Annotated in this window: 22 protein-coding genes and 1 riboswitch; of the genes, 7 read left to right on the forward strand and 15 right to left on the reverse strand. The window is 39.2% G+C overall.

Translation table 11 applies throughout. The features are described from left to right. Nucleotides 1–14 precede the first annotated feature (14 nt). The 3 genes from CHH48_RS09875 to CHH48_RS09885 all read right to left on the reverse strand — a co-directional run bounded on the left by CHH48_RS09875 (nucleotide 15) and on the right by CHH48_RS09885 (nucleotide 4,456). A complete protein-coding gene (locus CHH48_RS09875) occupies nucleotides 15–1,238 on the reverse strand; it encodes an McrC family protein (RefSeq protein WP_095218976.1) in 1,224 nt (407 codons plus the stop codon). Then, complete coding sequence (locus CHH48_RS09880) at nucleotides 1,235–3,439, reverse strand: McrB family protein (protein ID WP_095218977.1); 2,205 nt, start codon at nucleotides 3,437–3,439, stop codon at nucleotides 1,235–1,237. Before CHH48_RS09880 ends, CHH48_RS09875 begins: the two co-directional genes overlap by 4 nt. Before the next feature lie 144 nt (nucleotides 3,440–3,583). Next, entirely contained in the window at nucleotides 3,584–4,456 is an 873-nt protein-coding gene (locus tag CHH48_RS09885) for a YitT family protein (RefSeq protein WP_095218978.1), read from the reverse strand. Between the two features lie 280 nt (nucleotides 4,457–4,736). Between CHH48_RS09885 and fbp the strand changes: the two genes are divergently transcribed. Further along, nucleotides 4,737–6,668 (forward strand): fructose-1,6-bisphosphatase, encoded by a 1,932-nt coding sequence (gene fbp / locus CHH48_RS09890; protein ID WP_095218979.1) that lies wholly within the window; start codon nucleotides 4,737–4,739, stop codon nucleotides 6,666–6,668. Nucleotides 6,669–6,753: 85 nt separating this feature from the next. Here the strand turns inward: fbp and CHH48_RS09895 are convergent, their stop codons facing one another. From CHH48_RS09895 to CHH48_RS09915, 5 genes are all read right to left on the reverse strand, one after another. Beyond that, nucleotides 6,754–7,650 carry an AraC family transcriptional regulator gene (locus CHH48_RS09895; protein WP_095218980.1) on the reverse strand — a complete coding sequence of 299 codons (897 nt, stop codon included), beginning with the start codon at nucleotides 7,648–7,650 and terminating at the stop codon, nucleotides 6,754–6,756. Between the two features lie 95 nt (nucleotides 7,651–7,745). Further along, the gene (locus tag CHH48_RS09900; protein ID WP_095218981.1) at nucleotides 7,746–8,576 is read right to left on the reverse strand and encodes a carbohydrate ABC transporter permease; all 831 of its coding nucleotides are present in this window, start codon (nucleotides 8,574–8,576) and stop codon (nucleotides 7,746–7,748) included. Continuing rightward, the gene (locus CHH48_RS09905) at nucleotides 8,576–9,490 is read right to left on the reverse strand and encodes a carbohydrate ABC transporter permease (RefSeq protein ID WP_095218982.1); all 915 of its coding nucleotides are present in this window, start codon (nucleotides 9,488–9,490) and stop codon (nucleotides 8,576–8,578) included. The genes CHH48_RS09900 and CHH48_RS09905 overlap by 1 nt, the downstream gene beginning before the upstream one ends. A 60-nt stretch (nucleotides 9,491–9,550) precedes the next feature. Beyond that, nucleotides 9,551–10,798, reverse strand: coding sequence for an ABC transporter substrate-binding protein (locus CHH48_RS09910; protein WP_095218983.1), 1,248 nt, complete (start codon nucleotides 10,796–10,798; stop codon nucleotides 9,551–9,553). 62 nt (nucleotides 10,799–10,860) lie between these two features. After that, nucleotides 10,861–12,192: an alpha-glucosidase/alpha-galactosidase gene (locus CHH48_RS09915; protein WP_095218984.1), complete on the reverse strand. Its 1,332-nt coding sequence runs from the start codon at nucleotides 12,190–12,192 to the stop codon at nucleotides 10,861–10,863. Between the two features lie 368 nt (nucleotides 12,193–12,560). On the opposite strand from CHH48_RS09915, the gene CHH48_RS09920 reads away from it, so the two are divergent. The 3 genes from CHH48_RS09920 (at nucleotide 12,561) to CHH48_RS19800 (ending at nucleotide 14,022) form a co-directional block, all read left to right on the forward strand. After that, on the forward strand, nucleotides 12,561–13,613 hold the full coding sequence (locus CHH48_RS09920; RefSeq protein ID WP_095218985.1) for a tetratricopeptide repeat protein: 1,053 nt from the start codon (nucleotides 12,561–12,563) through the stop codon (nucleotides 13,611–13,613). Between the two features lie 15 nt (nucleotides 13,614–13,628). Continuing rightward, nucleotides 13,629–13,769: a hypothetical protein gene (locus CHH48_RS19525; protein ID WP_175074793.1), complete on the forward strand. Its 141-nt coding sequence runs from the start codon at nucleotides 13,629–13,631 to the stop codon at nucleotides 13,767–13,769. Nucleotides 13,770–13,887: 118 nt separating this feature from the next. Further along, nucleotides 13,888–14,022 carry a hypothetical protein gene (locus CHH48_RS19800; protein ID WP_255212167.1) on the forward strand — a complete coding sequence of 45 codons (135 nt, stop codon included), beginning with the start codon at nucleotides 13,888–13,890 and terminating at the stop codon, nucleotides 14,020–14,022. Between the two features lie 56 nt (nucleotides 14,023–14,078). On the opposite strand, the gene CHH48_RS09925 is transcribed toward CHH48_RS19800, so the two are convergent. Further along, nucleotides 14,079–15,311, reverse strand: coding sequence for a CynX/NimT family MFS transporter (locus CHH48_RS09925; protein WP_095218986.1), 1,233 nt, complete (start codon nucleotides 15,309–15,311; stop codon nucleotides 14,079–14,081). Nucleotides 15,312–15,491: 180 nt separating this feature from the next. Here CHH48_RS09925 and CHH48_RS09930 point away from each other — a divergent pair, with 180 nt between their 5' ends. Next, nucleotides 15,492–15,986, forward strand: coding sequence for a hypothetical protein (locus CHH48_RS09930; protein WP_095218987.1), 495 nt, complete (start codon nucleotides 15,492–15,494; stop codon nucleotides 15,984–15,986). Nucleotides 15,987–15,999: 13 nt separating this feature from the next. Beyond that, on the forward strand, nucleotides 16,000–16,179 hold the full coding sequence (locus tag CHH48_RS19930) for an HAD hydrolase-like protein (RefSeq protein WP_176466392.1): 180 nt from the start codon (nucleotides 16,000–16,002) through the stop codon (nucleotides 16,177–16,179). A 341-nt stretch (nucleotides 16,180–16,520) separates the two neighbouring features. Here the strand turns inward: CHH48_RS19930 and CHH48_RS09940 are convergent, their stop codons facing one another. The 5 genes from CHH48_RS09940 to CHH48_RS19530 form a co-directional block, all read right to left on the reverse strand. Next, nucleotides 16,521–18,155 (reverse strand): pyridoxal phosphate-dependent decarboxylase family protein, encoded by a 1,635-nt coding sequence (locus tag CHH48_RS09940; protein WP_095218989.1) that lies wholly within the window; start codon nucleotides 18,153–18,155, stop codon nucleotides 16,521–16,523. 294 nt (nucleotides 18,156–18,449) lie between these two features. After that, nucleotides 18,450–19,574, reverse strand: a complete 1,125-nt coding sequence (locus CHH48_RS09945; protein WP_095218990.1) for a methyl-accepting chemotaxis protein — start codon at nucleotides 19,572–19,574, stop codon at nucleotides 18,450–18,452. Between the two features lie 44 nt (nucleotides 19,575–19,618). Then, on the reverse strand, nucleotides 19,619–20,329 hold the full coding sequence (locus CHH48_RS09950; RefSeq protein WP_095218991.1) for a hypothetical protein: 711 nt from the start codon (nucleotides 20,327–20,329) through the stop codon (nucleotides 19,619–19,621). A gap of 42 nt (nucleotides 20,330–20,371) precedes the next feature. Further along, complete coding sequence (locus CHH48_RS09955; RefSeq protein ID WP_095218992.1) at nucleotides 20,372–20,740, reverse strand: hypothetical protein; 369 nt, start codon at nucleotides 20,738–20,740, stop codon at nucleotides 20,372–20,374. A 106-nt stretch (nucleotides 20,741–20,846) separates the two neighbouring features. Next, nucleotides 20,847–20,933, reverse strand: a riboswitch (cyclic di-GMP riboswitch). A gap of 1,044 nt (nucleotides 20,934–21,977) precedes the next feature. After that, nucleotides 21,978–22,148: a hypothetical protein gene (locus CHH48_RS19530; protein ID WP_170937620.1), complete on the reverse strand. Its 171-nt coding sequence runs from the start codon at nucleotides 22,146–22,148 to the stop codon at nucleotides 21,978–21,980. A 374-nt stretch (nucleotides 22,149–22,522) separates the two neighbouring features. Here CHH48_RS19530 and CHH48_RS09965 point away from each other — a divergent pair, with 374 nt between their 5' ends. Further along, a complete protein-coding gene (locus CHH48_RS09965; RefSeq protein WP_095218994.1) occupies nucleotides 22,523–24,208 on the forward strand; it encodes a methyl-accepting chemotaxis protein in 1,686 nt (561 codons plus the stop codon). Nucleotides 24,209–24,388: 180 nt separating this feature from the next. On the opposite strand, the gene CHH48_RS09970 is transcribed toward CHH48_RS09965, so the two are convergent. Beyond that, nucleotides 24,389–25,156: an ABC transporter ATP-binding protein gene (locus CHH48_RS09970; RefSeq protein ID WP_095218995.1), complete on the reverse strand. Its 768-nt coding sequence runs from the start codon at nucleotides 25,154–25,156 to the stop codon at nucleotides 24,389–24,391. Between the last annotated feature and the right edge of the window lie 76 nt (nucleotides 25,157–25,232).

Raw genomic sequence — 25,232 nt, forward strand, 5'->3', positions numbered from 1 at the left:
ACTGCCTTTTCCATTCAATTCGTTATTATTCCTCTTACATCTTCTACAGTTTCAGTAAACGATGATAACCTAACCGTCTTAATTTCGATATATTTCTCCTGACCAGGTACTTGCCACTTCGGGAAACTTGCTTCTTCCGTTTTTGGGTACAGCAAGATGCACTTCTCGGCTTTCAAGTAGGAGGTGATGTACGCGTACATTTGATAAAGGTCTGACTGCTGGTATAGAACTCGTCCTTCATATACGATATTCTTCCATTTGGTATCGACAATCATTTGATAATCTTCTCCATTGATGACAAAGTCCGGCTTCAACTTGATATTCCCTCTACCGGAATGCACATTGATCAGAAGCTTCTTTTCATCATGCTGTGCTTGGATATCAACTTGTTTCTCCGATGACAGGAAGCGAAACGCTCTTTCCATGTAAGACTCATACAGCATATTCATCTCAAATAAAAAGGCAAAGCTATGGCTGGTACTGTATGCTGACGTCATCATATCATTGGACAGGATTATTTGGGCAATCTTAAAGACTTTTTCAAAGCGCTGATTCTGCCGGTTGAATGGGACAGCTTCCAGCTGATTCTTCGAAACGGAAACATCCGATACGTTCTGGAGAAACTGCAAAATCATAAGTGCTTCGTTTTTCATTGTGCTTTTAGTTAGATATGGCATGATAAGCTTCAGTGCCTTTTTCAGGATCCTGTTCAGTAGGACGTCCTCGTGGATTTCATCATATTCACAAAAAGCTTTTACCGGCTGAAAAGCATTTCGTCTGATATGTTCCTGCAGGAGAAATCGTCCCTTTAATGCCGAGCTGTTCTCTCTAGTTAGCTTGTACTCTTTATATACTCCGCGCCGCAGCTCCGACAATAACAGCTGAAGATAGATATGGCCAAAAATATGGAATAAGTCTGCCTTGGCCAGTTGACTCAGTGTCGCGTCATGGAGCTTGATTGGCAGGGTCTGCGTCACGGATAGCATATTCAGAAGTGCTTTTCTGTTTTTCTCCTCTGACTCCTCATGAATGGTCAGTTTAGGCAGGATTTCGATTCTGATGGTGGAAAGCTGGATAACCCCGACTAGATTGATGAAACGAATTTTCCCATAACCGATTTCCACAAATGTCATGTAGCTTACTTGCAAATAGAGAAGCAGTTCATCCCATTCTTGCTGTGTTATATGCTGTCCAAGATGCAGCCAATCATAAGCTTCCCGGATACTGACATGTTTCATAACTCATAAATCCTCTGAACATCACGAAGTTTGATTGTTTTCTTGATTCGATATTTCACCGGCAAATCAAGTGCACTAAGCATCGCAGTATCTTTGAACAGCTTCTGCAAATCGATCTTTTCCTGATAAACAATGCAAGGCTCATCCTCGGATGCCCCGAGTCCGCCAAGCACGAGTCCGATTTTCTCCCAGTCATCATAGAAATATTCCTGAAGGAGAGGGACCACTTTGGTCAGTAAAACTTGATAAACATCTTCCTCCATCTCCGCGTTCATGAAATAAGCATGCCCTATCATATGATCTCGATCGAACAGGACCTCAATTCTCCGATTCATCATCTCAAGAAGTGCGGGAAGGTCGATATTCTCTATCGGCTGAAGCAAAGATGGCTTTGGCATCATTTCTTCAAAGGAGAAGCGTCGGCGCAGCGCTGTGTCCAATAAAGAGATGGAACGGTCTGCCGTATTCATTGTTCCGATGATATAGAAATTAGGCGGTAAGATGAATGGATCGCGCGAATAAGGCAGTTGGATCATGGTTTCATTCTGTGCTGTGAGTCGCTTATCATCTTCCAGTAATGTAATCAGTTCTCCAAACACTTTAGAGATATTGGCGCGGTTAATTTCATCAATAACAAGTACGTAACGTGAAGCAGTCGTAAAATCAAATGCTTCATTATCCTGTAGTGCCTTGATGACTTCCTGTTTCCGTGAAAGATACATTTCGGCATTTTCTTTTTTCTTCAATCCCTCATAAAGTGCTTCCATCACAATTCTTTTTAATGTTCCGTCTTCGGGCTTGAAGCCAGCTTTTCCATCCGAACGTAGTCCTTCAATAAAATCCTCATAGGAGAAGCTCTGATGGAAGGTCACGAATTTCACCTGACTCAGATTCTGCAGATCTTTGAAATGCTTCCTTGCATCCACTTCTTCACTTGATCCCTCCACAATTTCTACGACACGTCGCGCGATATTGTATGTTTTTCCTGTTCCAGGAGGTCCGAAGTAAATTGTATTCAACGGTCCACTGTATTCATTTACCAAAGTCTGCACATCTTCTTCCGGAACTGGATCTTCCATTGTTTCTAATTTATTGAACATTTTTTTGATATGTCGCTTCTTCGTAATCTGGTGAATGCGATCACGGAAGCCACCGTAGCCTGGAAGAAGTCGCTCATCCACATCCATCCACTCCACTGGTATGGTATGGCCTAGCTTTTCATCAAAAGCATAGCTTTCAGAAACCCGGCTTTTCACCTTGCCAACAGCAGCAATCTTCAGGATATATGTAAGGCTTCCATCTTCAAGTCTTTCCGAATAAGTTGTCTTCACCCCGACAATATCTCCCTTATCCAGCTTCAAAAATGCCTCCAGGGCTTCTTTATCTTTCTCATCCTTTATTTCATCCAAAAAAGAAAAATCATCGCTCGATAGATAACTGGATATATCTTGTCTGATCAGCGGAAGAGATACCATACCTCTTTCCGTATAATCGGATAAATAGTCACGCTCCTCGTATCGATGCTCGATCAGCCAGTGCTTTGGACGCTTCTTCTCTCCATAACGCTTCCAAATGAATTGACTGAGCTTCACATAATCCCAGTCCTTGAAAGGTTCTAATTCCCTTAAATGCTTATATTCCAGATGCTGCAGCTGGATGTAATTTATCGGCCTTTGCTTTAGAAGCTCTGTTGAAATATGTAATTCCTCCGCTAAAGGATCAAGCACTTTCTTCGCATACACATTGAAAAATTTTTCCGGATAATAGATATTCAATATTTTTAACATGACCATCGGCCACACTCTCAATTTAGTGAATTCTATTTCCTCTATCCGATTTTCTGCCGCCAGATTTAAATTAGTGACAATCTGATTGCGTAATTTACCATATTCGTTTTCTAAGTCTTCTCCAGTGAGTATTTTCTTTTTAGTTGATGCACCCATGCAGTACTCACCTTTACCACTGCGATAAATGCCGAATTTAGAAGCATTGCCTCCACCAATTCCGCCAAGCACTTCCTTATGCTCCAGCCAATAGATGAAAGCATCTCGAGTCGAAGTATCTGCGTATTCATTTACTGGCATTTGACTCAAAGATTCCAATGGGAACCGCCGAATAAATTCTTGTCTCTTATTTTCACTTTCTACTATAAAATCTTCATCCAGGTTGAATTCTCTTGCTGCTTGAATTAAATTTTCCATTGTCTTCACCCTACTTCTCTTTTTATATACTTATACTAAAGATACAATATTTACCTCTTTCATGTTCAAGTTTTCTCTTTATAAATATAGAAAAGCGTCATCTCTATGGAGTAGAGATGACGCCTTCTTAAAAACATCGTGAACTTAGTGAATATCACTCTTCCTAAAGTTCCCACCCTTAACTTCAGCTACATCATAAATCGTAACAAAAGCTCCGTCATCAATATCATTGATGATTTCTTTCAGCTTACTTTCCTCTAGGCGGTTGATAACACAAGTAATTTCCATGAATTTTTCATGTGTATATCCGCCGTATGCTTCCTTGTAGGTAGCACTTCTTCCCAAACGATCGCGGATGGTGTCTACCATTAGCTTCGGCTCGGTTGTAATGATTTTGAAGGTTTTCGAACCGCTTAGACCTTCTTCTACAATGTGGATGACTTTGGATGCGATAAAGTAGGCGATTGCGGAGAGAATAGCTCCCTGCAGACCAAATACAGTGGAAACGAAGATGAAGACAAACATATTAAGGAATAAGATCAAATCACTTGTTCCAAATGGCAGCTTACGTGCTAACAGTACGGCCAGCATATCAATGCCGTCTACTGCTCCGCCGTTACGCAAGGCGAGACCCATACCTAGACCTAGGATAATACCCCCGACTACAGTGACGAGCAGTGTATCCCCTTCAATAATGGCTGGCGTGTGATGCATAAGAACGGTACCAATTGATAATGACGCGATTCCGATAACGGAATATATCGCGAAGCTTTTCCCTATCTGTTTATAACCCAACCAGACAAACGGAAGGTTAATAATAGCGATTAGTGCACCTAGCGGCAATCCGGCTAGTTGAGAAATGACGATACTGATACCAGTGACGCCTCCGTCTGATACGTTGTTTGGAATCAGGACGGTTTCCAGGCCGTATGCTGCGATAAATCCCCCGAGGATGACGAACAATCCTCGTAACAAGATGAATAACTTACTTCGGTTACGCTTTCTGATTTTGCTCATACAAATACCTCATTCTAAATTTTTTAACCTTATAATTTTACCACAAGCGGTATGACCTCTGCTAATTCCTAAGATTATTCTTATTTCTTTCCAAAATTGAACTGCCAATCTTATCCTGTTTCATCTCTTGGTCAGAAAGGGAAAAATAAGATACTATCATTATGTAACTATTAAAATTCGATACAATAACACAAATTCCACCTATACTTGCAGATTTATCTTATAATAGAAGAAGTAAAATTATGTAAAAGTTAGTAATTCTGAAAGGAGATACATAATCTTGAACACCAAATACTTAGACTTACTAGCTCAGAAATATGATACGGAAGAAAAAGTAGTCACTGAAATCATCAATTTAAAAGCGATTCTCAATCTCCCTAAGGGTACGGAGCATTTTGTGAGTGACTTACACGGGGAATATCAAGCCTTCCAGCATGTGCTGCGAAATGGCTCTGGAAGAGTAAAAGAAAAAATCCGAGATATCTTCAGCGGTGTCATCTTTGAAAAAGAAATTGATGAGCTGGCAGCTTTGGTTTATTACCCAGAAGAGAAACTGCAAATCATAAAAAATGATTTTAATCAGGACGAGGATCTTAACGAGTGGTATAAAAAGACAATCAAACGAATGATCAAGCTTATCTCGTATGCCTCTTCTAAATATACTCGTTCCAAACTGCGGAAGGCATTGCCTAATCAGTTTGCTTATATTATTGAAGAACTCCTATATAAAACGGAGGAATCCGGAAATAAGGAGCAGTATTACCACGAGATTCTCGAACAAATCATCTCGCTCGGACAAGCTGACAAGTTAATTACAGGACTTGCATACAGTACGCACCAGCTTGTGGTAGATCACCTGCATGTTGTAGGCGATATTTATGATCGCGGACCTAAACCGGATAAAATTATGGAAGAACTCATCAATTATCATTCTGTTGATGTGCAATGGGGAAATCATGATGTACTTTGGATCGGCGCCTTTGCTGGATCAAAGGTTTGTCTAGCGAATATCCTTCGTATTTGTGCGCGCTATGACAACTTAGACATTATTGAAGATGTGTACGGCATCAACCTTCGCCCATTGCTGAATCTAGCGGAGAAATATTATGACGATAACCCTGCGTTTCGTCCTAAAACGCAAGCAGATAAGAAAACATCTGAGGAAGAAATTGTACAAATAACAAAAATGCACCAAGCAATTTCAATGATTCAATTCAAGCTAGAAAGCCCGATTATCAAAAGACGAGCGTTTTTCAATATGGAAGAACGGTTATTGCTTGAGAAAATCGATTTTAACTCAAACGAGATTACACTGAATGGCGAAGCTTACCCATTAGAAAATACATGCTTTAGCACAATCAATCCGAAGCAGCCCGATATGCTATTAGAAGAAGAACAGCAAGTGATCGAAAAGCTGCTATTCTCTGTTCAACATTCTGAAAAGCTGGCTAGACACATGAACTTCCTCATGAGGAAAGGCAGTCTTTATCTGCGCTATAACGGCAACCTATTGATACACGGATGCATACCGATAGATGAAAATGGCAACATGGAGAATATGGAGATCGAGGGTAAAAAATACGCAGGCCGCGAGCTGCTAGATAGGTTCGAGCAATTCCTTCGTTATTCATTTGCTCATCCAGAAGTAACGGATGACCTGGCGACAGATATGGTCTGGTATTTATGGACAGGTGAATACTCTTCCCTCTTCGGGAAAAGAGCCATGACAACCTTTGAACGTTATTTTATCAAGGATAAAGTAACGCACAAAGAAATAAAGAATCATTATTACCACCTGCGCGAGAACGAAGAAACCTGTGAAAAGATTCTAGCAGAATTCGATCTGGATCCCGAACATGGCCACATCATCAACGGACATACACCAGTTAAAGAGATTGAGGGAGAGAACCCGATCAAAGCAAATGGAAAAATCATCGTTATCGATGGCGGATTTTCTAAAGCCTATCAATCTAAAACAGGCATCGCAGGATATACATTATTGTATAATTCCTATGGCATGAAGCTCGTGGCCCATAAGCATTTCAACTCCAAAAACGAAGTGCTGCATGACGGTACGGATGTATTATCCGTCAAGCGATTGGTCGATAAAGAACTGGAGCGGAAAAAGGTTCTGGAAACCAATGTTGGCGAGGAATTATGTCAGGAGATTAATATACTTAGGGATTTGATGGAGTATCGGTATATGAAGTGAGATGGAAGAAACGCTGCATGTGTTTTTCAAAACCCCTATTCTACTAATCGAATAGGGGTTTTTTGTTTTCTTTTGCGAGCATATCTTAATCAATAATTAAATGATCAATCTTAGATGGAATCTTATTTCTTCTAAACTTGCCCGCAGACATCCCCACTGCTTTGCGGAAGACTTTATTAAAGTAATTCGCATTGCTGTATCCTACCTGTGAAGCTATTTCATTAATGGAATGTGTTGTCGCAAGCAGAAGATCGGCTGCCTTCTGGACTCTAATCTTTGTTAGATACTGAATCGGAGTCATGTGGAGCTCTTTTTGAAACTGCTTCAGAAAGTAATAACGTGAGTAGCCAGAAGCAGCCGCAATATCATTTAGCGCAATAGGTTCAGCATAATTCGCTTGAATATAGGAGAGCGTCTTTGCGATTGGGATAGAATGATCAATTGGTGATTTTTCAAGATTCCTTACATAACGATACAATTCCATCATAAACTCATAAGCTTTCGCTGAGGCATGATAAACGTCTGTAATCTTCTGTTCTGCTGTATCCTGATAAATACGAAACAAAAGCTGAATCAACTTTGAATCAGGGGAGATCTTTAGCACAGAACCACTCTGTGCTTTGGCAAATCGCCAGCATTCTGCTGCTTTACTGCCCACTAAGGTGATAAAAATAAACTCCCATCCGTCACTATCTTTGGGCAAGTAATACCGATGATCACTTGGTATCTCTACGATAAATGCTTCTCCTGGATTCAATGCATAGCTTGTTCCTTCTATCTGAATCTGCCCTGTTCCGGACAAGGTGTATTGGAATACATAAGTTCCTACGTCCTCACGTTGCATTCCGTACCAATCATAAACAGTTCCTGGTATTTTTTTATCTCTACCAAGCAGTAAGATGTTTGCCATCTCATTAAAGAGTGCGTCATAGAAGTGAAAACCATATACACCGTACCCTTCCTCTCGCTGATGAGCAGACATATTCATCCTCCAATCTAAAGGCATAAACACAAACAAAGCGACTGAAAATAGCCGCTTGTTTGCTCTCAAGTATACTTTTTGATAAGACCTCTCTCTTACCCTTTGACACTTCCAGCCGCAAGTCCTTCAATAAAGAAGCGCTGCAGGAATAAAAACAAGAAAATCATTGGTAATGATGCAATCAGTGCAGCTGCTCCTACAAGTCCAAGCTGGCTGGTATTTTGACCAAAGAAGCTTGCCAGGGCTACAGTCAATGTATGCATATCGGAATCTTGCAAGAAGAAGATGGCGAACTGATAATCGTTCCAAATATAAACACAAGACAAAATCAATACTGTTGCGGTAATTGGTTTCAGCAGCGGGAACACTATTCGGAAGAAGATGCCGATAGTGCTGGCTCCGTCCATTTTTGCTGCTTCCTCTAATTCTTTTGGTACCGTGGAACGAATGAAACCGGCATACAGGAAAATGGTTAACGGCAAGAATGCAGCCACATTATTTAGTACAGCTACCAGGCGTGTGTTCATCAGACCAACGTCTACGACAAGCTGATATAACGGTACCAGTGCTGTCAACGGCGGAATGACCATAACTGCGACAAATAACATATACACATACTTATTCAGCCTTGTTTGGCGTCTTGCCAGTGCGTAAGCTGCCAAGGAGCCGAATAGTATAAGCATCGCTGCTGCAAAGAAGGTAATCACAAAGGTATTCATAAACGCATTAGACAGATTCGCCTGTTCCCAAGCAGCCGTGAAGTTTTCCAAGCTAAAGTATTTTGGGAACATCCATTTTGACGAAAAGTCACCGGCCCGCTTAAAAGCAGTCGTTAACAAAATGTAGTATGGAATTAAATGAAGCAAGGTTATCACTAAAGCTACAGCTGTTAAAAACCATTTGGCTCTTTTGGATACTTGATTCATTATGCTTCCACCTCTTTTCGTTTTAGGTAGAGAAGCGCTGCCAAACTAAGCACCAGGATAATCAGGGCCATCAATACTCCTTGCGTTGCTGCGTAACCCGCATCCTGCCGCGCAAAATAAAGCGAGTACATAAACGTCGACATCGATTGAGAGGCATTTCCTGGTCCGCCATTTGTCAGTGAGACAATGACATCGAATAGCTTCAATCCGCCGATTATATTGATAACAACATTGATTGTGATTGCAGGAGCCAACAACGGCAGCGTAATATTTTTGAATTTCGACCAACTTGATGCGCCATCAATATTCGCTGCTTCATAATACTCCTTGGAAATACTCTGCAAACCAGCCAGATAGATAATCATCGCAACACCAACAAACTGGAAGGTATTAACGAAAACGATAATGTACGGGTTCACCTCTGGGTTGCCGAGCGCATTGATCGGATCCAAACCTAGCCAGTTATAAATATCGTTCAGCGCCCCACCTTGGTAGGCAAAGAAGAAATACCAGATGTAACCCATAACAAGTGGGCTGATAATAACAGGTAGATAAATGATTGTACGCGTTAAAGTCCGCACCTTTAAGTTGTAATTAAGCAGTAAAGCATAGCCAAGCCCGATAATATTTTGCAGCACAGTACTCCCGATTCCGTACAACAGGGTGTTCTTAACAACCAGCCATGTGTCCGGATCTGCAAACATTCGCTTGTATTGTTCAAGCCCAACATAATCATAGATTTGTGAAAATCCATTCCAATTCGTCAAGGAAATTCGGATGCCATCTAAAAAGGGGTAAACAATAAAAAGCATGACGAGCAAAACACTTGGCAGGTACATCCACCAAAGAGAGGATTCTTTTCTGCGTTTTTTCGCTTTTTTCGCTTGTTCAGTCGATGATAAAGGCTGATCCATTCTCTTTCATCTCCTTTTACTAAACAGAAGGAGCATCAGCTCCCTCTGTTTGCAATATCACTATTTCACTAAGCGACTATATTCTTCGCTCATTTTCTTTGATACTTGTTCCGGCGTCATTGCTCCTGAGACAAGCTCTTGACCCGTAGCGCCCATTGGATCCCACATTCCGCTTGGCAGATATGCACGGTCAAAATATGGCTCAATCCGCGTACCTTCATACTGGTTATAAAAATCGGCAAAATAATTATCGGCATCAACATTCGTTAACGCATCCGGCAGTGATGTTCCTTCTGCAAATTTTTTCGCTACTTCCGGCTGTGCGATATACTCGATGAATTTCTTAGCTTCTTCCTTGTACTCGGAGTCCTTTGAAATAGCTAAAGTAAAGCGTTCGCCGCCAATCCAGCTTGGCTTATCATCTTCATGTATAGCAGGAACCGGCATTGTACCCAACTGTACATCTGGATTCAGCTCCGATACCTCACGTCCAATCGAACCACTCATCATAATAAATGCCACTTTATTTTGAGCTAGTAAATCCGCAACCTGGGTTGTCTGAGCCGTAACTGCATCTTTATTCAGCAACCCTTTATCATTCATCTCTTCCAGCTTCTCCGGCAGGTATGTGTAATTTGACCAGTCAAAGGACCCATCCAGTAAAGCATCACCATGACTGTTGGAAGGCGACGTGATTAACAGTGGCGTTGCGAACTGATCAAAGTACTGACCAAATTGGCTTTTATCTGATCCGCCCAGCCAGAAAGGTACAACTTCTCCGTTACTCTTTTCTTTCACTGTTTCTAGTGCTGTCATAAATTCATCAAATGTTTCAGGCGGCTCAATTCCATACTCATCCAACAGATTTTTGTTGTAGGTCAGTCCATCAAGTGCTTGGTTTATCGGATAAGCATTCAGCTTCCCAGTCTCATCAGTTAAGATATCTGCCATGGCTTCATCCAGATTCTCTGACCATTCCATATCACTTAAATCCTCTGTATATTCGGCATAACGAGTAGTTGACCATCCATGTGTATCAAATAAATCCGGCATATCGTTTGCTGCCATCTTAACTCGCGCCATCTCTTCATACCCATCTGTCGGATACGTATCTTCAATATCGATATCCGGATTTTCCTCTTCAAATTCAGACACAACTTCCTTAAAGATTTCTTGGTCTGCCTTATTCGTTGCTGTTGACATGAGCGTTAATTTCGTTTGTCCATCGCCGCTGGCACCGTTCCCGCATGCCGCCAGCATAACCGTCGCTGATAAAGAAACCAGAAGTAACGTTATTCGCTTTTTCATGGTATCCCTCACTTTTATTTTTAATTTAAAGCGCTTACATTTATCTTTAGAAACAACAGCCTTTAGTTTCTAAGGCTGATTGTTTCATTTTCAGAATAATACACAGGCAGCATCTCTCCATGTGCCTCAATCAAATCATCACACATACTGATAATGTCCTCCATGGAAAGCTCAGCAGCGGTGTGCGGATCTAGCAGAGCAGCCTGATAGATTTTTTCTTTCGATTTTGTGATTGCAGCTTCAATCGTTAGGAGCTGCGTATTAATATTCGTGCGATTTAAAGCCGCTAGCTGTTCCGGTAATTCGCCCATGTAGGCCGGAGTAATCCCATTTCGGTTTGCTATGCAAGGGACCTCAACGACCGCTTTTTCAGGCAAGTTGCTGATCAGACCTCCTGTATTTACAACGTTTCCGCCGAATACAAACGCCTCATTTGTTTCCATCGCTTCTATAATCCGCGAACCATATTCACGAGAACGCTTATGGGTCAAACCTTGATTGTTAAGCAATTCGCTTTTAGTCTTCTGCCAGTTCTCAATCTGCGCCTCACAGCGCCGCGGGTACTCATCTAACGGAATATTTAGATGATCAATCAATTCCGGGTACTTATCTTTAATGAAATAAGGATGGTATTCCGCATTGTGCTCAGAGGATTCAGTCACGTAATAGCCGAATTTGTCCATTAACTCATAGCGGACCATATCAGGATGCTTTTCTTTTTGTTTTTCTTTTGCACGCTTCTTGATCTCCGGGTACAAATCCTTTCCATTCGATTTAATCTCAAGCAGCCATGCCATATGGTTAATACCGGCAATCCGCTCCTCTATATTCTCGTGCGGGATATCCAGATCCTTCAGCAAATCCTTCGTACATACCTGTACACTATGGCATAGCCCGACCATTTTCACATTCGTAAAGCGAGAAACCGCACCAGTAAGAGCTGCCATTGGATTCGTGTAATTTAACAGCCACGCATCGGGACAGACCTCCTCGATATCCTTAGCGATATCAAGCATTACCGGAATCGTTCGCAGCGACCGGAATATCCCCCCTATACCAACCGTATCGGCAATCGTCTGCCGAAGCCCATACTTCTTCGGTATCTCAAAATCGATTACAGTACTTGGCTTATAGCCACCAACCTGAATCGCATTAATAACATAACTCGCATCCTTTAATGCTTCTTTGCGATTTGTATATGCCTTGATGGTGACATCTGCCTGCAACGTAAACTTCAAGGCATTTAATAACAGCTCCGACTCCTCTAGCCGCTCCTCATTGATATCAAATAACGCAAATTCGAAATTCTGAAGTGCAGGAGATAACATGCAGTCTCCCAATACATTCTTTGTGAAAATTGTACTTCCTGCTCCGATAAACGTAATTTTTTTCATCTGCCAGCCTCCTGATAATCAAAAGATATCTTTTTTTAAATCATTGCTTTAATCGATAATATAGCGCTTACATATTGAGAAGCAATGGTAAATAAAATCGAAAAAAGGGTAAAATATTGCTTTCTATATTTCTTGATACTTTTCACAATCTTTGCTCTGGGATCTGTAGTAAATCCATTTATCTTTAGATTTGAAAAACGATACAATCCTACCTATGTCTTAAAAGAATCATATGTACTATCTCAGGAAACCTACTAGATTATATCGGTTTTAAATGAACTACACAGTGTAAATAATTCCCAATACACAAATCGACAATACTTGGTAAAATTAAACTGTAATCTATTAAATTTAAGGAGCCTTGCACTATGGGTCGAAATAGTACCGAACTTATCGACATTGCAGCTCGCTTGGAAAACTGGTCTGTCAGCATTCGACTTGATAAGAAAGAAGCTGCTGCTAGTATCCATAAAGAACTGCAACGCCACATCGACGAATACAATCATGAATCAAAGCTTTTGTACTTCCTATTGGAAAGCCGACATTACATCATTCAGAATGACTTGATGAAAAGTATTGCCTCTTTAGAACAAGCAAAAGATCTCTTTGACTACTTCTCCGACACCCACCGTTATCACCTTCATTTAGCAGAAGCTATGATTTTTTATGAAGAAGAGCATTATCAGGAAGCACTGGATAGTTTCGAAAAAGCCGAAAAATATCTCCATAAACTGAGTGACCCTGTAGATGTTGGCGAGTTTCATTTTCGTAAGGCCATGGCGTATTTCTTCTTAGAAATTATTGCTCTATCAGTCGTACATACAGAAAAAGCCATTCAATCATTTAAACCACATCAACCATTTCATTTTTTACTAGCTCGTTCGGAAATGTTACAAGGATTAAATTTTATAGAGCTTGCTAATTATGATTTAGCAGAAGAATATCTTCATAATGCTCTAACGCATGCTAGAAAAACTGAAGAACATGCTTTAACTTCATACATTAATCATAATCTAGGCGGGCTTTATGCGAGAAGAGGTTTACCAGCTGCAGCAATTCGTTATTTGAAGGAAGCCTACAAAAATAAACAGCAGCGCACACAATTAAAAGTCTTATTTTTGTTAGCAGATTGCTACTGGAAGACTAATCAACGTTCCAAAGCTACTAAAGCATATAACGAAGGATTCCAAGCTAGCATTGAGGAAGATAATATGAAAATGAAGTGGGAATTCGCTATGCTGCATAAAAAATATGAAGATAGATTAAATTTTGAAAGCGTATGGCAAGAAGGCATAGACTACTTTCACAGAATCAACGATAATTACAATGTAAGACATTATACAAAAGAATTAGCTGACTATTATTCTTCCAAGAAGAACTATGAACTTGCAAATCGTTACTATGCACTTGCTCTACAATAAAAAGGAGGGCTTTTTATGAAAAAAGTAACTTTTACTTTGATTCTGGCTATCACAATTATTGTAAGTGGATTAACAGGATATGCTGACCATGGCTCTACCGCAAGTAACAAAAATGATCCAGGTGGCGGTGGATTTTCCATCATCTTAGATAAATAATCATAATATAGATCACCCACCGATCATCGTAAAAAGACAAGCACTATACTTCCAAGTAAATCTAGGAACTTGCCGTACGATACTTTTATCTTGCTCTACATTAAAAGGAGGGCTTTTTATGAAAAAAGTAGTTTTCACTTTGTTTCTAGCTGTTACGGTTATTGTAAGTGGAATTGCAGGATATGCAGAACACTCTGATACCGCTGAAAAACAAGGGGATCCCGGTGGTGCTGGTTTATCCATTAGATTTTAAACAAAAAAAAGAAGATCACATGTTGATCTTCTTTTTTTGTACATATTTACTGTTCCCTAGATTCTCTCTTTATCTTTTCCTTGTGTACCAACAGATATTTTTTGATTCTTACCTGCAATCGTCCCTAAAAAGGCAATACATAAGGCGGCGACCATAAGAATAATGAGCGGTACCGTCCATCCATTTGTCTTTTCAGCGATGGTACCAAGCAGTAGCGGCCCCGTAGCAGCAACCAAGTAGCCGACTGATTGCGCCATACTTGATAGCTGGGAAGATTCCGCAATAGAATTAGTCCGCAGAACAAAGAACATCATAGCTAAGCTGAATGCTGTTCCTGCACCAACCCCCGTTAATACAAGCGGTGCGATGATCAGCTGAGAGGAAATAAACGTAACTCCCACTAAACCAAAGAAAAATAATAGGCCGGCAATACAGCCAAGCAGCCGCTGGTTTTTCATTCTGCCCGCAATGATAGGTGCAATGAATGTCGTAGGGATAAGCCCTAGCTGATAAATGGCAATGAGCCAACCTGCTTCACTTTCATCGAACCCTTTGGACATTAGTATATCTGGCAGCCACGTAAACAGGCTGTACGGTATGAAGGATTGCAAACCCATAAAGAGCGTTACTGCCCATGCAATCTTAGATTTGAAAATCCCCCGAGAGGCCTTGTTCTCTACTTTCACAAATACTTTCTTTTCCGAACGTGCTGCCGGTAATCGAAGCAATAAGATAACTATTGCTATTAAGGAGAGGATACTCCATATTTGCATCGCATTCCGCCAGCCAAAGCTAGGTACAGATGCTATCGGCACGGAAATACCTGAAGCAAGCGCTCCGAAAATGTTCATCGAAACGGAATATATGCCTGTCATCAGCCCGATTTGATAAGGAAAACTAGACTTAATCAAACCAGGCATCAGCACATTACCAAAAGCAATGGCCATCCCCAGTAGAACAGTCCCAAATAACAGCAGCGGAAGACCGCTCAAAGCCCGAATAAAAATACCTACAGTCAGCATGAACATTGCAGCTAACAGCGTTAACTCCATGCCAAACTTACTCGATATCTTAGGTACTAATGATGAAAAAACACCAAAAGCAAGCAGCGGTAATGTATTTACCAGACCAACCATGGAGTTGGAAACGTCCAGTTCTTCCCGGAAGAATGGTATAAGCGGCCCAACGGAAGTAAGCGGTGAACGCAAGGTAGCAGCAATGAAAAGAATTGCTAGTATCAATAAAAATGTATAATAACGTTTTTGCGTATTTGTATTAGATCTGTTCACATAAAATATCCTTCCTAAGTTAGATGCAATAATTCATCATAACAAATAATTTAAACTGGAAGAAGAAGTTTATTCAACAGTTAATAATTATTATGAATATCGCGTCTCCCTATAGGCATTCGCACAGTCCCTTAGGCAATGACCTACATATCGTACATGGAAAACAATGGAGGTATGTATATGACCAATTTTTATTCCTTCCATGGAACTGTAACGATGATTAGTGATTTCCAGGGGAATGGCCGAGCGGATGGCTGTTTTAAATTCTTTACTGTCGAAAACGATACAGGATCAATAGTGAACTTTGTTGTATCACCTACTACTTACTTCGTTGATCATGCAATGGTATCCGTAGGTGATCGTGTAACTGGCTATTATGATGGAGATGCACCTGCGATTCTTATTTATCCTCCCCAGTTCCCAGCACTTGTTATGGTGAAGGAAAACCAGAATCAAAATGTGAAAGTTAGTTTCTTTAATAATCAGCTGGTTAGCAGTGATGGACAATTGCAGCTGAATATATCACAGTTTACACCGCTAGTATTAACGAATGGGCAAGCTTTTACTGGTGACCTTGGGAACCGGGATTTGATTGTTGTATATGGACCCACAACAAAAAGCATCCCAGCTCAAGCTACTCCTTATTGGGTAATTGTTTTGTGTAAGAGTCTATAATACAGTTGATGATGTGATCGGTAAACCATCAGCTTATTGCATTCAAAAAATCCAGGAACACTTATATGTTTCAAAGGAAAAATGCTTAATCATTGGCGACCGGTTAGAAACGGATATCTTGATGGGCAAAAGCTATAACGTACCTACCTGCCTCGTCTTGACTGGTATATCTGCCTGCACTATGTTTAAATAACGAAAATAGAACCAAATTATATAATACAGAATTTATTAGAGCTGTTTGAAGATGTTGTACCGTCAGTGATGCGATTAATAGTAGAAGCTTGGTTTGGGATAAGGACGATTGAATTTAACAATTTTAAATACACCTATAACATATTCCGATAAAAAAACATCAAACTTTAGTGTATCAAGGTTTGATGTTTTTTTGAGAAATGATATTACATCATGTAAGGTAAGGACTGCTGCCAGCCGTTTCTTCTGACTTGTCAGCTACTTCATAGTACATGCTAATATAAAGATCCCCTCTCCTATAAACCAGGAGAAATAGTTAGAGAGTGGAACAGAATCTTACAATTATACTTTTACTACTGTCGTCTTCATAAATAATTCTAAGTGTTCTTTTAAGAATCCAACATAACGGTCGACTTCTTCTATTGTCGAGTATGGCGAGATTGCAAAAAATTTATGAGCATATATGGATATTCGATCGTTTGAGTTTGCTGCTTCCACGAGACACTGCTTTTTTGTAAATCCAAAGTAGACGGTATCTCGTTCGGTTCCAATCATCTCTGCAAACTCGTCATTAAATTGATTAATTTCCGTCATTTCTTCTATAGTTAGCAGTCCATTCAATTCACCATTCCATTTATTCTTCTCGGGATAAAAACGGAATGTTGTAATAGGAGAAACCTCATTCGTGATTGCCACATTCGGAAATTCCCTTTTTAGTGTCTCTCTAAATGCAATATTAACATGAATATAATTGGCTAAAAGCTTTTGATAGCCTTCGATTCCAAATGCTAGTAAAGATGCATAAATCGCCAAAGCACTTCCCATTCGCGAGCATTCGAGTGTGTAGCCTGTATGATAACTACCATAACCGCGATTCCCAACATACGGCGTTTCTACTGCATCTAAATCAACATTCTTAAGATACTCTTTGTTTTTGATTAAAAATAAACTTGTGATATATGGCGTTTGTCCAAGCTTATGGAAATCAAAGACCATACTATCTGCAAGCTTTATATTTTTAAATTTTTGTTGATAGGATTTCAATACCTCAATAACGTTGTCTGTAAATTGCAAAGTATTGCTTTCAAAGCTGTAATTATTAAAGAAAGTATACATGCCCCCCATAGCAGAGTCTGCATGGATATAGATTGGATCTATGCCATATGTGCGTTCCATTTCTACCGCTATATGCTTAATCCCCTTAATGTCATCAACCCCAAATGTATCAGTAGTTCCCATTGTGGCAAGGACATAAAGCGGAACACCGCCTTTTGCAATAATATGCTCCATTTTTTCTTTTAGATCTTCTAGATTGATTGAATGATCAGCATTAACTTTCACTCGAATCATGTTTTCTATGCCAATCCCAGTTGCTTCTACAGATTTAAGCAGACTGTAGTGTGATAGCTCTGAACAGAAACAATAGAGATTTTGCGGTACACCATTTTGATTAGAGAACGGCTCGTAACGGGCAATGGCAAGACGTAAAGAGTTAAAGACAGCCCCTTGTCCTCCCCATGTTGTATATCCTGCGCTGATGCTTTCATCGTATCCGATAAGTTTGGATAGCATTGCAGCTACTTCGACTTCTGCTTTTGCTGCAGCTGGTCCCTCCACATCCCATAGATTATTACCATTAACTAGAACCATCACCAGATTACCAAGGATACTAGCAATATTGGGAAGGGGAGCTGCATTGGCTACATAGTTTCGATTGACGAACCGGTGCCCTTCTACTAATTTTAGAAGCTCCTGAACCACTTCCTCCATCGACACTCCTGTATTCGGAACAGACGCCTTTTGAATAACGCGATTATAGTAATCCTCTGTGTACTCAGGCATTTCTCCTAGCGTTAGTTTGTTAGGATCTTTTAATTCATCTATTTTTGTTAAAATCGACTTGAAAAAGGACAATAATTCCTCTCTTTGAAAGTCATTCCCGTCCATACTAGGATATAATTTTTGAATTTCATTCATTGTTTTACCTCCTAATGTCTAAATAATTATAGAAATTACTGATTGAGATTTTATGTTTTAGGTAGATAAAAGGGGAATGTTAGCTATAAGAATAAATTAAGACAAGCGCAAGTAATTTTCTCATAAGAAAAAGATCCCCTCCTTTGTAAACAGATCAGAATGCTCTCTTTATTTTTAAATCTGTTCACTAAAAGGGATCATCCCATATTAGATAAATTATGGAGAAGCCTTATATTTTTATTCGGTAAGGCGAATATTGTCAAACTGCTACCTTGACCTTTTATTCTGGCATTTCTAACTCGCTTTTACTTCTTCTGCTTTGACATCATCATTCTCTTTTAGTAGTTCGCCTACTACGTTTTTGTGGTCTATAAGATTTCTTGCTTTCTCAACCAGGTTTTGTATCGTATGAAGTTCCTCATCATTAATCTCAATTAGTTCCTCAAACATCTCCACCGATTCTCGTGAGATAGATGCAATCTCAACGATTGTTGTCATGATCTGGTGTGAAGCAGTAGATAATTCTTCTGTGTTTGCAGAAGAGTTCTCGTTGTTTTCAGCAATAATTTTTGTAGTAGATAGTATCTTTTCGAACATATTTCCAACCTCTAAAATGTCTGCATTCGTATCTTTAAATTCTTCGGTCCCCTGGTTCATTGACTTAACCACTATAGCTGTTTCTTCTTGTATATTTTTCACGATATGTGATACTTCTGAAGTAGATTGGCGAGTTTGTTCTGCTAATTTTCTTACCTCATCTGCAACAACAGCAAATCCTTTACCATTTTCGCCTGCTCGAGCAGCTTCTATCGCAGCATTCAGCGCCAGCAGATTAATTTGTTCAGAGATCTCTGTAATCACCTTAACAATACTGCTGATTTCATAAGATTTTTCTCCAAGTTTGTTTATTGCATTAGAGGTTGTATTTACTGTTTGATTAAATTGATCCATCTTTACCAAGGAATCTTTTAGTTTCTCATTTCCTTGCTGCGTTAAATCTAGCGTAGTATTGGATTGTTCTGAAATCTGATTAGATCTAACTGATAAATTTTCTATCGCTTGTGTCATTTCTTCCATGGAGGCAGCACTTTCTTCTGTGGCTACTAATTGTTTCTCTAATCCTCTGCCTACCTCGTCAATTGCTGCTCTGACAATATCAGCTTGTTCAGAAGCATATTCACCTGTTTCCGCAAGATTTATGCCTTTTTCATTCACATCTTTTGATAACGATAGTAGTTTCTTTTCTATATGGCTGAAGTTCTCAAGCCGCTGCTCATTCCCAGCGCTATTCAAAATAATTTCATCGCCACTGCCTGAAGTGTTAAATTGTGCACGACGTTTCAGTGCAACATATTGGTAAGCAAAATAACCTAAAGCTATCAATAGAATGACTATTATTCCTATCAAGTAAAATTCCATGATAAATTAAACTCCTACTTTCTGTTTCAATCAGAATTATATTTTTATAGTTCTCTTATAATAATGTATGTTCCATCAGCTACATTCGCAGGAATGGCTTGCAGTTTGCTATTGTCTTTATACATATGAACAATATGATTACCTTCGATATCTTGGTATTTTTTCATGTTGTGATATTTTTCCATCACACGAATCGATTTAGGGTTTGTCGCTTCGCCCACTACTGCCTTCAGCCCCTGCGTCGCTGCTTTTGTAATCAATCTATTTCCTAATTGCTTAATTACTTCATGACGCTCTTGTTCAGCTATCACGCCCAACATAAATAGGTGCAACATATCCCCATTGGAAATATCTTTTCCGCTACGTCTTTTATAGTCTTCGATAAAGCGTTTATCTACGTCTTCCAGTACGTGAAGAATAACATTCATATCATAGAAAGAACCTTCGAATACATCCTCTCCGATAATTTCGGGTGCATTGGTATCACCGGCAAGTACACCTACAACATGATTATCAGTGTCTAGAGCGACTGCACAATATCCTTGGTCTACAGTTGAATCCAAATAATCCTTGGTAAAAGCATAGAAATCTTCATACGCTATACTTAATTGTCCAACCATCGGTTCCTGAACCCATTTCCCTGCAACATCAACACCAATAAATGTACGGGCAAGACATTCGGCAGCTTTTTGAATCATTTCTGTTTGATTCTTTGTTAAAATTTCATATGTATACAATTCTTGAGTTGCTTGCATGTTTTACTCTCCCTTTTAACTGCAAATTTGGCGAACCGGATGTTACATAGAATGATTTACTTTATCCATAAACCTTCCAGTGAATTCAATTCTTTCAAGGGCATTCCTAATTTGCACTTGAGCAATTTTAGAAGAAGGTTTTATTACAATTGTATCTTTAAAACCTAAAGTAGAATAGAATTGCATTGTTTGTTCCAACTGCGGTACAACCTTCGAAGGTACAGGTGTTTGATGAGTTCCATCGACAACAAAAGTATAATCTTTTCTAGATACTTTATTGATCGTATCCTGCAAATCGACCATATATCCTTCTGCATCTTCCTCCCTCATTAATCCATGCACCTGGACATGTACTTCTTTGGAATTTTCATCAATCGCCATCTTATACTTCTTTTTATCTACTACTATCATTTCGTTCGCTCCTTTTTCTATAGCCTGATAAAACTATTATTACCTCTTAAGTGTGAAAAAAAGCTATCCTAATATAGACAAGGATAGCCAATGATATAATTTCATACTTGGCAACCCGACTATCATCATCCATACGGATATTAGACTCGTAGCTTTGCGTCCCTATCTTTCGATAAGTTTGCCTAATAATTTTGATTTATAGTTCTAAATACACTCCACCACAACTTCACGTTCCCTTTTGCATTATAAATTACTCATATTTTCTTGTCTAATTATAACTGCCTCTCTGGTTTATAGGTATATTAATTCACCAACCACCATTTTAAGGGTGATGTCGCAGGTCTAATTTACTATACACTAAAACCACCCACCTTCCTTATATCGGTCAACTACAGACAATTTAAATAGAAATTGTTAAATGTTTAAAGATGTTCACGATATAGTATCGTTCCAGCTAGTTCAAAAGAATAAGTGAGTCCTCATATAAACATTTAATCAAAATTCCAAATATGGAAGGCTGTTATAAATTCTTGTTGAATAAATCAGGATCATTAATGAATTTTGCTGTATCACCTACCTTAAAAGCATCCCAGCAAACCCTTCCTTATTGAGTTAAAAAAGCGTGAAGTCTCTTGAACGAGATTTCACGCTTTTTTTTGGTTATAATATCTTCATTTACTACTTTCTTATTTCAACTGCTATCCGTAAGTTCGAGATAATTCCAAGAAGCACTATGAACGAACAAACCAACTTTTCAAAGGATGTTCCTAACAGTTGTTGGATAAAACCAACTGCACACAGCACAACAAGAAACCAACAAATAATGGTTATGCCTCTATTGAATCTACCTACTCTGTTTTCAGCAGCAAAAAAAGTAAAAAGTCCTCCTATAATACAAATAATAATACTGATGATAGATAGTTGGAATTGAGTTGCGAACGAATCAGATCGTCCGCCATTCACCCATGTATATGGGAGAATGCCGCTAATAACCAAAATATGAATTAAGATTGTGAAAGAGTAAAAACAAATCCCTAATAATACCGCTGTTTTCATACTTACGTACCTAGTAGTGTTAAACAAGAAATCACCTCTGTTTCGCGCTTAGCCTCTTGTTATATAGGCTAGTAACTACGTATATGTTTACTTTCTACACTCATACCTTTTTTCACTTCTATGCTCCCAATGTAAGAATAAAAAAGGCGTCCCATGATGGAACGCCTTTTGACACTACATATTATTCAGATTGATCTGTATCTTCTTCTGTATCATCAGTATCTTGATCTTGATCCTGTTCTTGTTCCTCAATTTGCTCATCATCAGCTGGATCTTCATCATCATTGTTATTACATGCCGCCAACGTAAGTACTGATACCATTCCCAATGCTACCATCCATTTTTTAAGCATTGAAGCCTCTCCCTTTTAAGAAATTAAGGTACATAAGTAAGATACCAGAAGCCTGTTAAGGACAGGTCAATTATTTGTAAACAGGCTGTTAATGCGAACGATCATTATTGACGTTAATCGACATGAAAGAGGCAGTTATTGAACAATAATAGCGAGCTATAGATTAAACTGGGGCTTTTTAAATTAACCCGGAACACCTAGCTCTCTTTTTATATCTCGTAAGAGCCTTTAAGATTACCTAGGTTGGTCGATTTATATACCGTGCATATTAATTAATCAGAAAGGAGTATCTCGGTTTGGGCGCCTTGATAGCTTTGAACAGCTAATTAATATGTTAGTTTGAAGAGCTTTTTTTATTAGAAAGGAATTTAATTGTGAAAATCAAAACAAAACTTCTAGGGATAATTTCAATTTTAATATCTTCCTTATTATTAATTGGGGTTTCATCCATTTTCATCAATTCTTCCATTACCGAGAAGAATGATATCTTAAAGGATAAGATGGAGTTTCAAAACAAAATCAAGCATGTCCAATATAGGTTAGCTGGCTTATCGAATGATGAAAGAGGATTTATCATCACTGGCGAACAGGATTTTGCAGACGGAATGGAAGAGAAATCTGATGATATCTTCTCTACTTTAGATCAATTGGAATCACTGATCCACAATCAGGATTATATGACAAACGTGAATGATATTCGAGATAACTTCACAGAGTTTTGGAGTATCAATCAGGAGGTGATATCTCAATTTGCCTCCAGTCCAGAACAAGCGGAATCCCTTCACTTAGGAGAAGAAAGAACATTACGGAAGGAAGTATTAGATCCATCCGTAAATGAGTTAGTCGATCAATTAAATAATGATGTAGATGATTTAGAAACAGAGATTAATAGATACGGCACTGTCAGTGGTTGGTTCATTAGTGCAGTGACAATACTTTCTATCATTATAGGAATCCTTTTGAGTATGCTTCTTTTAAGGTCCATCTTGGTACCTCTAAGAAGTCTAAATAAACAGCTGGAAGATATTGCACAGGGAGATGCGGACCTGACCCAAAAAGCCGCCGTTAAAAGTAAGGATGAATTTGGTCAGCTTGCTGCATCTTTTAATGCTTTTGTTCACTCACTAGCAGGTATCGTAAAGCAAATCAGTAGTTCATCCCAACAGGTCGCGGCCGCTTCAGAAGAATTATCGGCAAGCTCCGAACAGTCTAGAGCTACATCGGACCAAATCTCACAATCAATGAAGGAAATTGCCTTAACTAGTACAAATCAAAGCAATATGACAGAACAGAGCTCCGGATCCATAACAGAGATATTAGAGAGCCTTTCCAATGTAGCAGACAATACAAACAGCATTGCTGAAAATGCCTCCTTTATGAAAGACAAAGCCGACGTGGGCGCATCTTCTGTAAATATGATGTCAGAACAAATGACTGTAATCAATCAGTCTGTTCAAGAAGCTGGGAGCGGATTAGAGTCATTAGTGAGAAGCACAACAGAAATAAGTCATATGTCCTCTCTCATCACAGACATCTCGGAACAAACCAATCTCCTTGCATTAAATGCAGCCATTGAAGCTGCGCGAGCCGGAGAACAAGGAAAAGGTTTTGCCGTTGTAGCAGAAGAAGTTCTAAAGCTGGCTGATGAAACAAATCAATCTACCAGCCATATTAAACATTTAGTTTCCACAATAGAAACGGACTCAAAAGATACCGTAAGCAATATCCATAACGTGCAGCAAAATGTGGATTCAGGCATGAGTTACGCTAGCGAAAGCCAGCAACAGTTTAGTGAGATATTAAATCTTGTTGGACAAGTAACAGCTCAAATCCAAGAAGTTGCAGCTGCCACCCAGCAATTAACTGCAGGTGTAGAAATCGTGCAGCATAGCCTCTCAACTCTTGAAACAGGAACAAAAGAAACATCATCTAACTCTAAAGCCATTGCCTCAGCAACAGAGGAACAATTGAGTTCCATGGAAGATATCTCAAATGCAGCTGTTTCTCTTTCGGATTTAGCGGATGAATTACAGACGATTGTTAACCGGTTTAAGTACTAAAAAGATCCCTCAGAAATAATCTGAGGGATCTTTTTTTAATACGTCAGCAATTGTTAGAAGCGTAACCATCATTCTTTAAAGACGCTATAACATGTGTTGGCAAAATATTAGCGAGTCTTTAATTTTCTTATAGACTTTTCTTTTAGAAATTTCCCATATGAACTTTATGCCAATGAAAACTTATAACCCATTCTCTATTAACCATTTCATAATGCTTTCTTCTCTTTCCTTACTATCGTCCCGCTGTGCATCGTATTTACGCATTTTCTTCTGTGAAACAATATTTCCATCTGCCATAACCAGTATTCTTTCCGTTTTTGCTGCTACCTTTATATCATGCGTAACGAGCACTATAGTTGTGCCGTCTTTATTTATTTCAGCAAGAATTGACATAATTTCCTCTGTCGAGTTGGAGTCTAATGCTCCGGTCGGTTCGTCTCCAAATATGATAGCCGGATCATTTATCAATGCTCTGCAAATGCCCACTCTTTGTAGCTGTCCACCAGAGCCTTGCGTGATAGTGTGATCTGCAAGCTTTTCAATTCCTGTCATTTTCATCAGTTCTTTTGCTTTTTGATTCACTACATTTTTATCCGCATCTGTTGACACAAGTGCAGGAAACATAACGTTGTCAATCAGGGACAGATTCTTTAATAGATTAATATCCTGAAAGATAAATCCCATTGTTTCCAGTCGAATCTTCGCCAATTCTTCTTCTTTTAGACTGCCGATTTCACCACCTTTAATCTTCACACTACCAGAGGTAATTCTATCCATACCACTTATATTATATAGCAGTGTTGATTTCCCGCTTCCGGACGGTCCCATGACCGATACGAATTCTCCTTCTTCCACCTCTAAGTTTACATCCTTTAAGATATGAAGCTCATTATCTTTTCCTAATGCTACTTTTTTGGTCACACTTCTAGCTTCTATTATATTGGTCACCTAAATTCCTCCCATAGCAAATATTACTATCAAAAAGTATTTTCTCAGAGGGTTCTAGCATGCTTTTCAGAAAAAC

Origin of the sequence: Terribacillus saccharophilus (assembly GCF_002272075.1) — a bacterium.
Classification (GTDB): Bacteria; Bacillota; Bacilli; order Bacillales; family Amphibacillaceae; genus Terribacillus; species Terribacillus saccharophilus_A.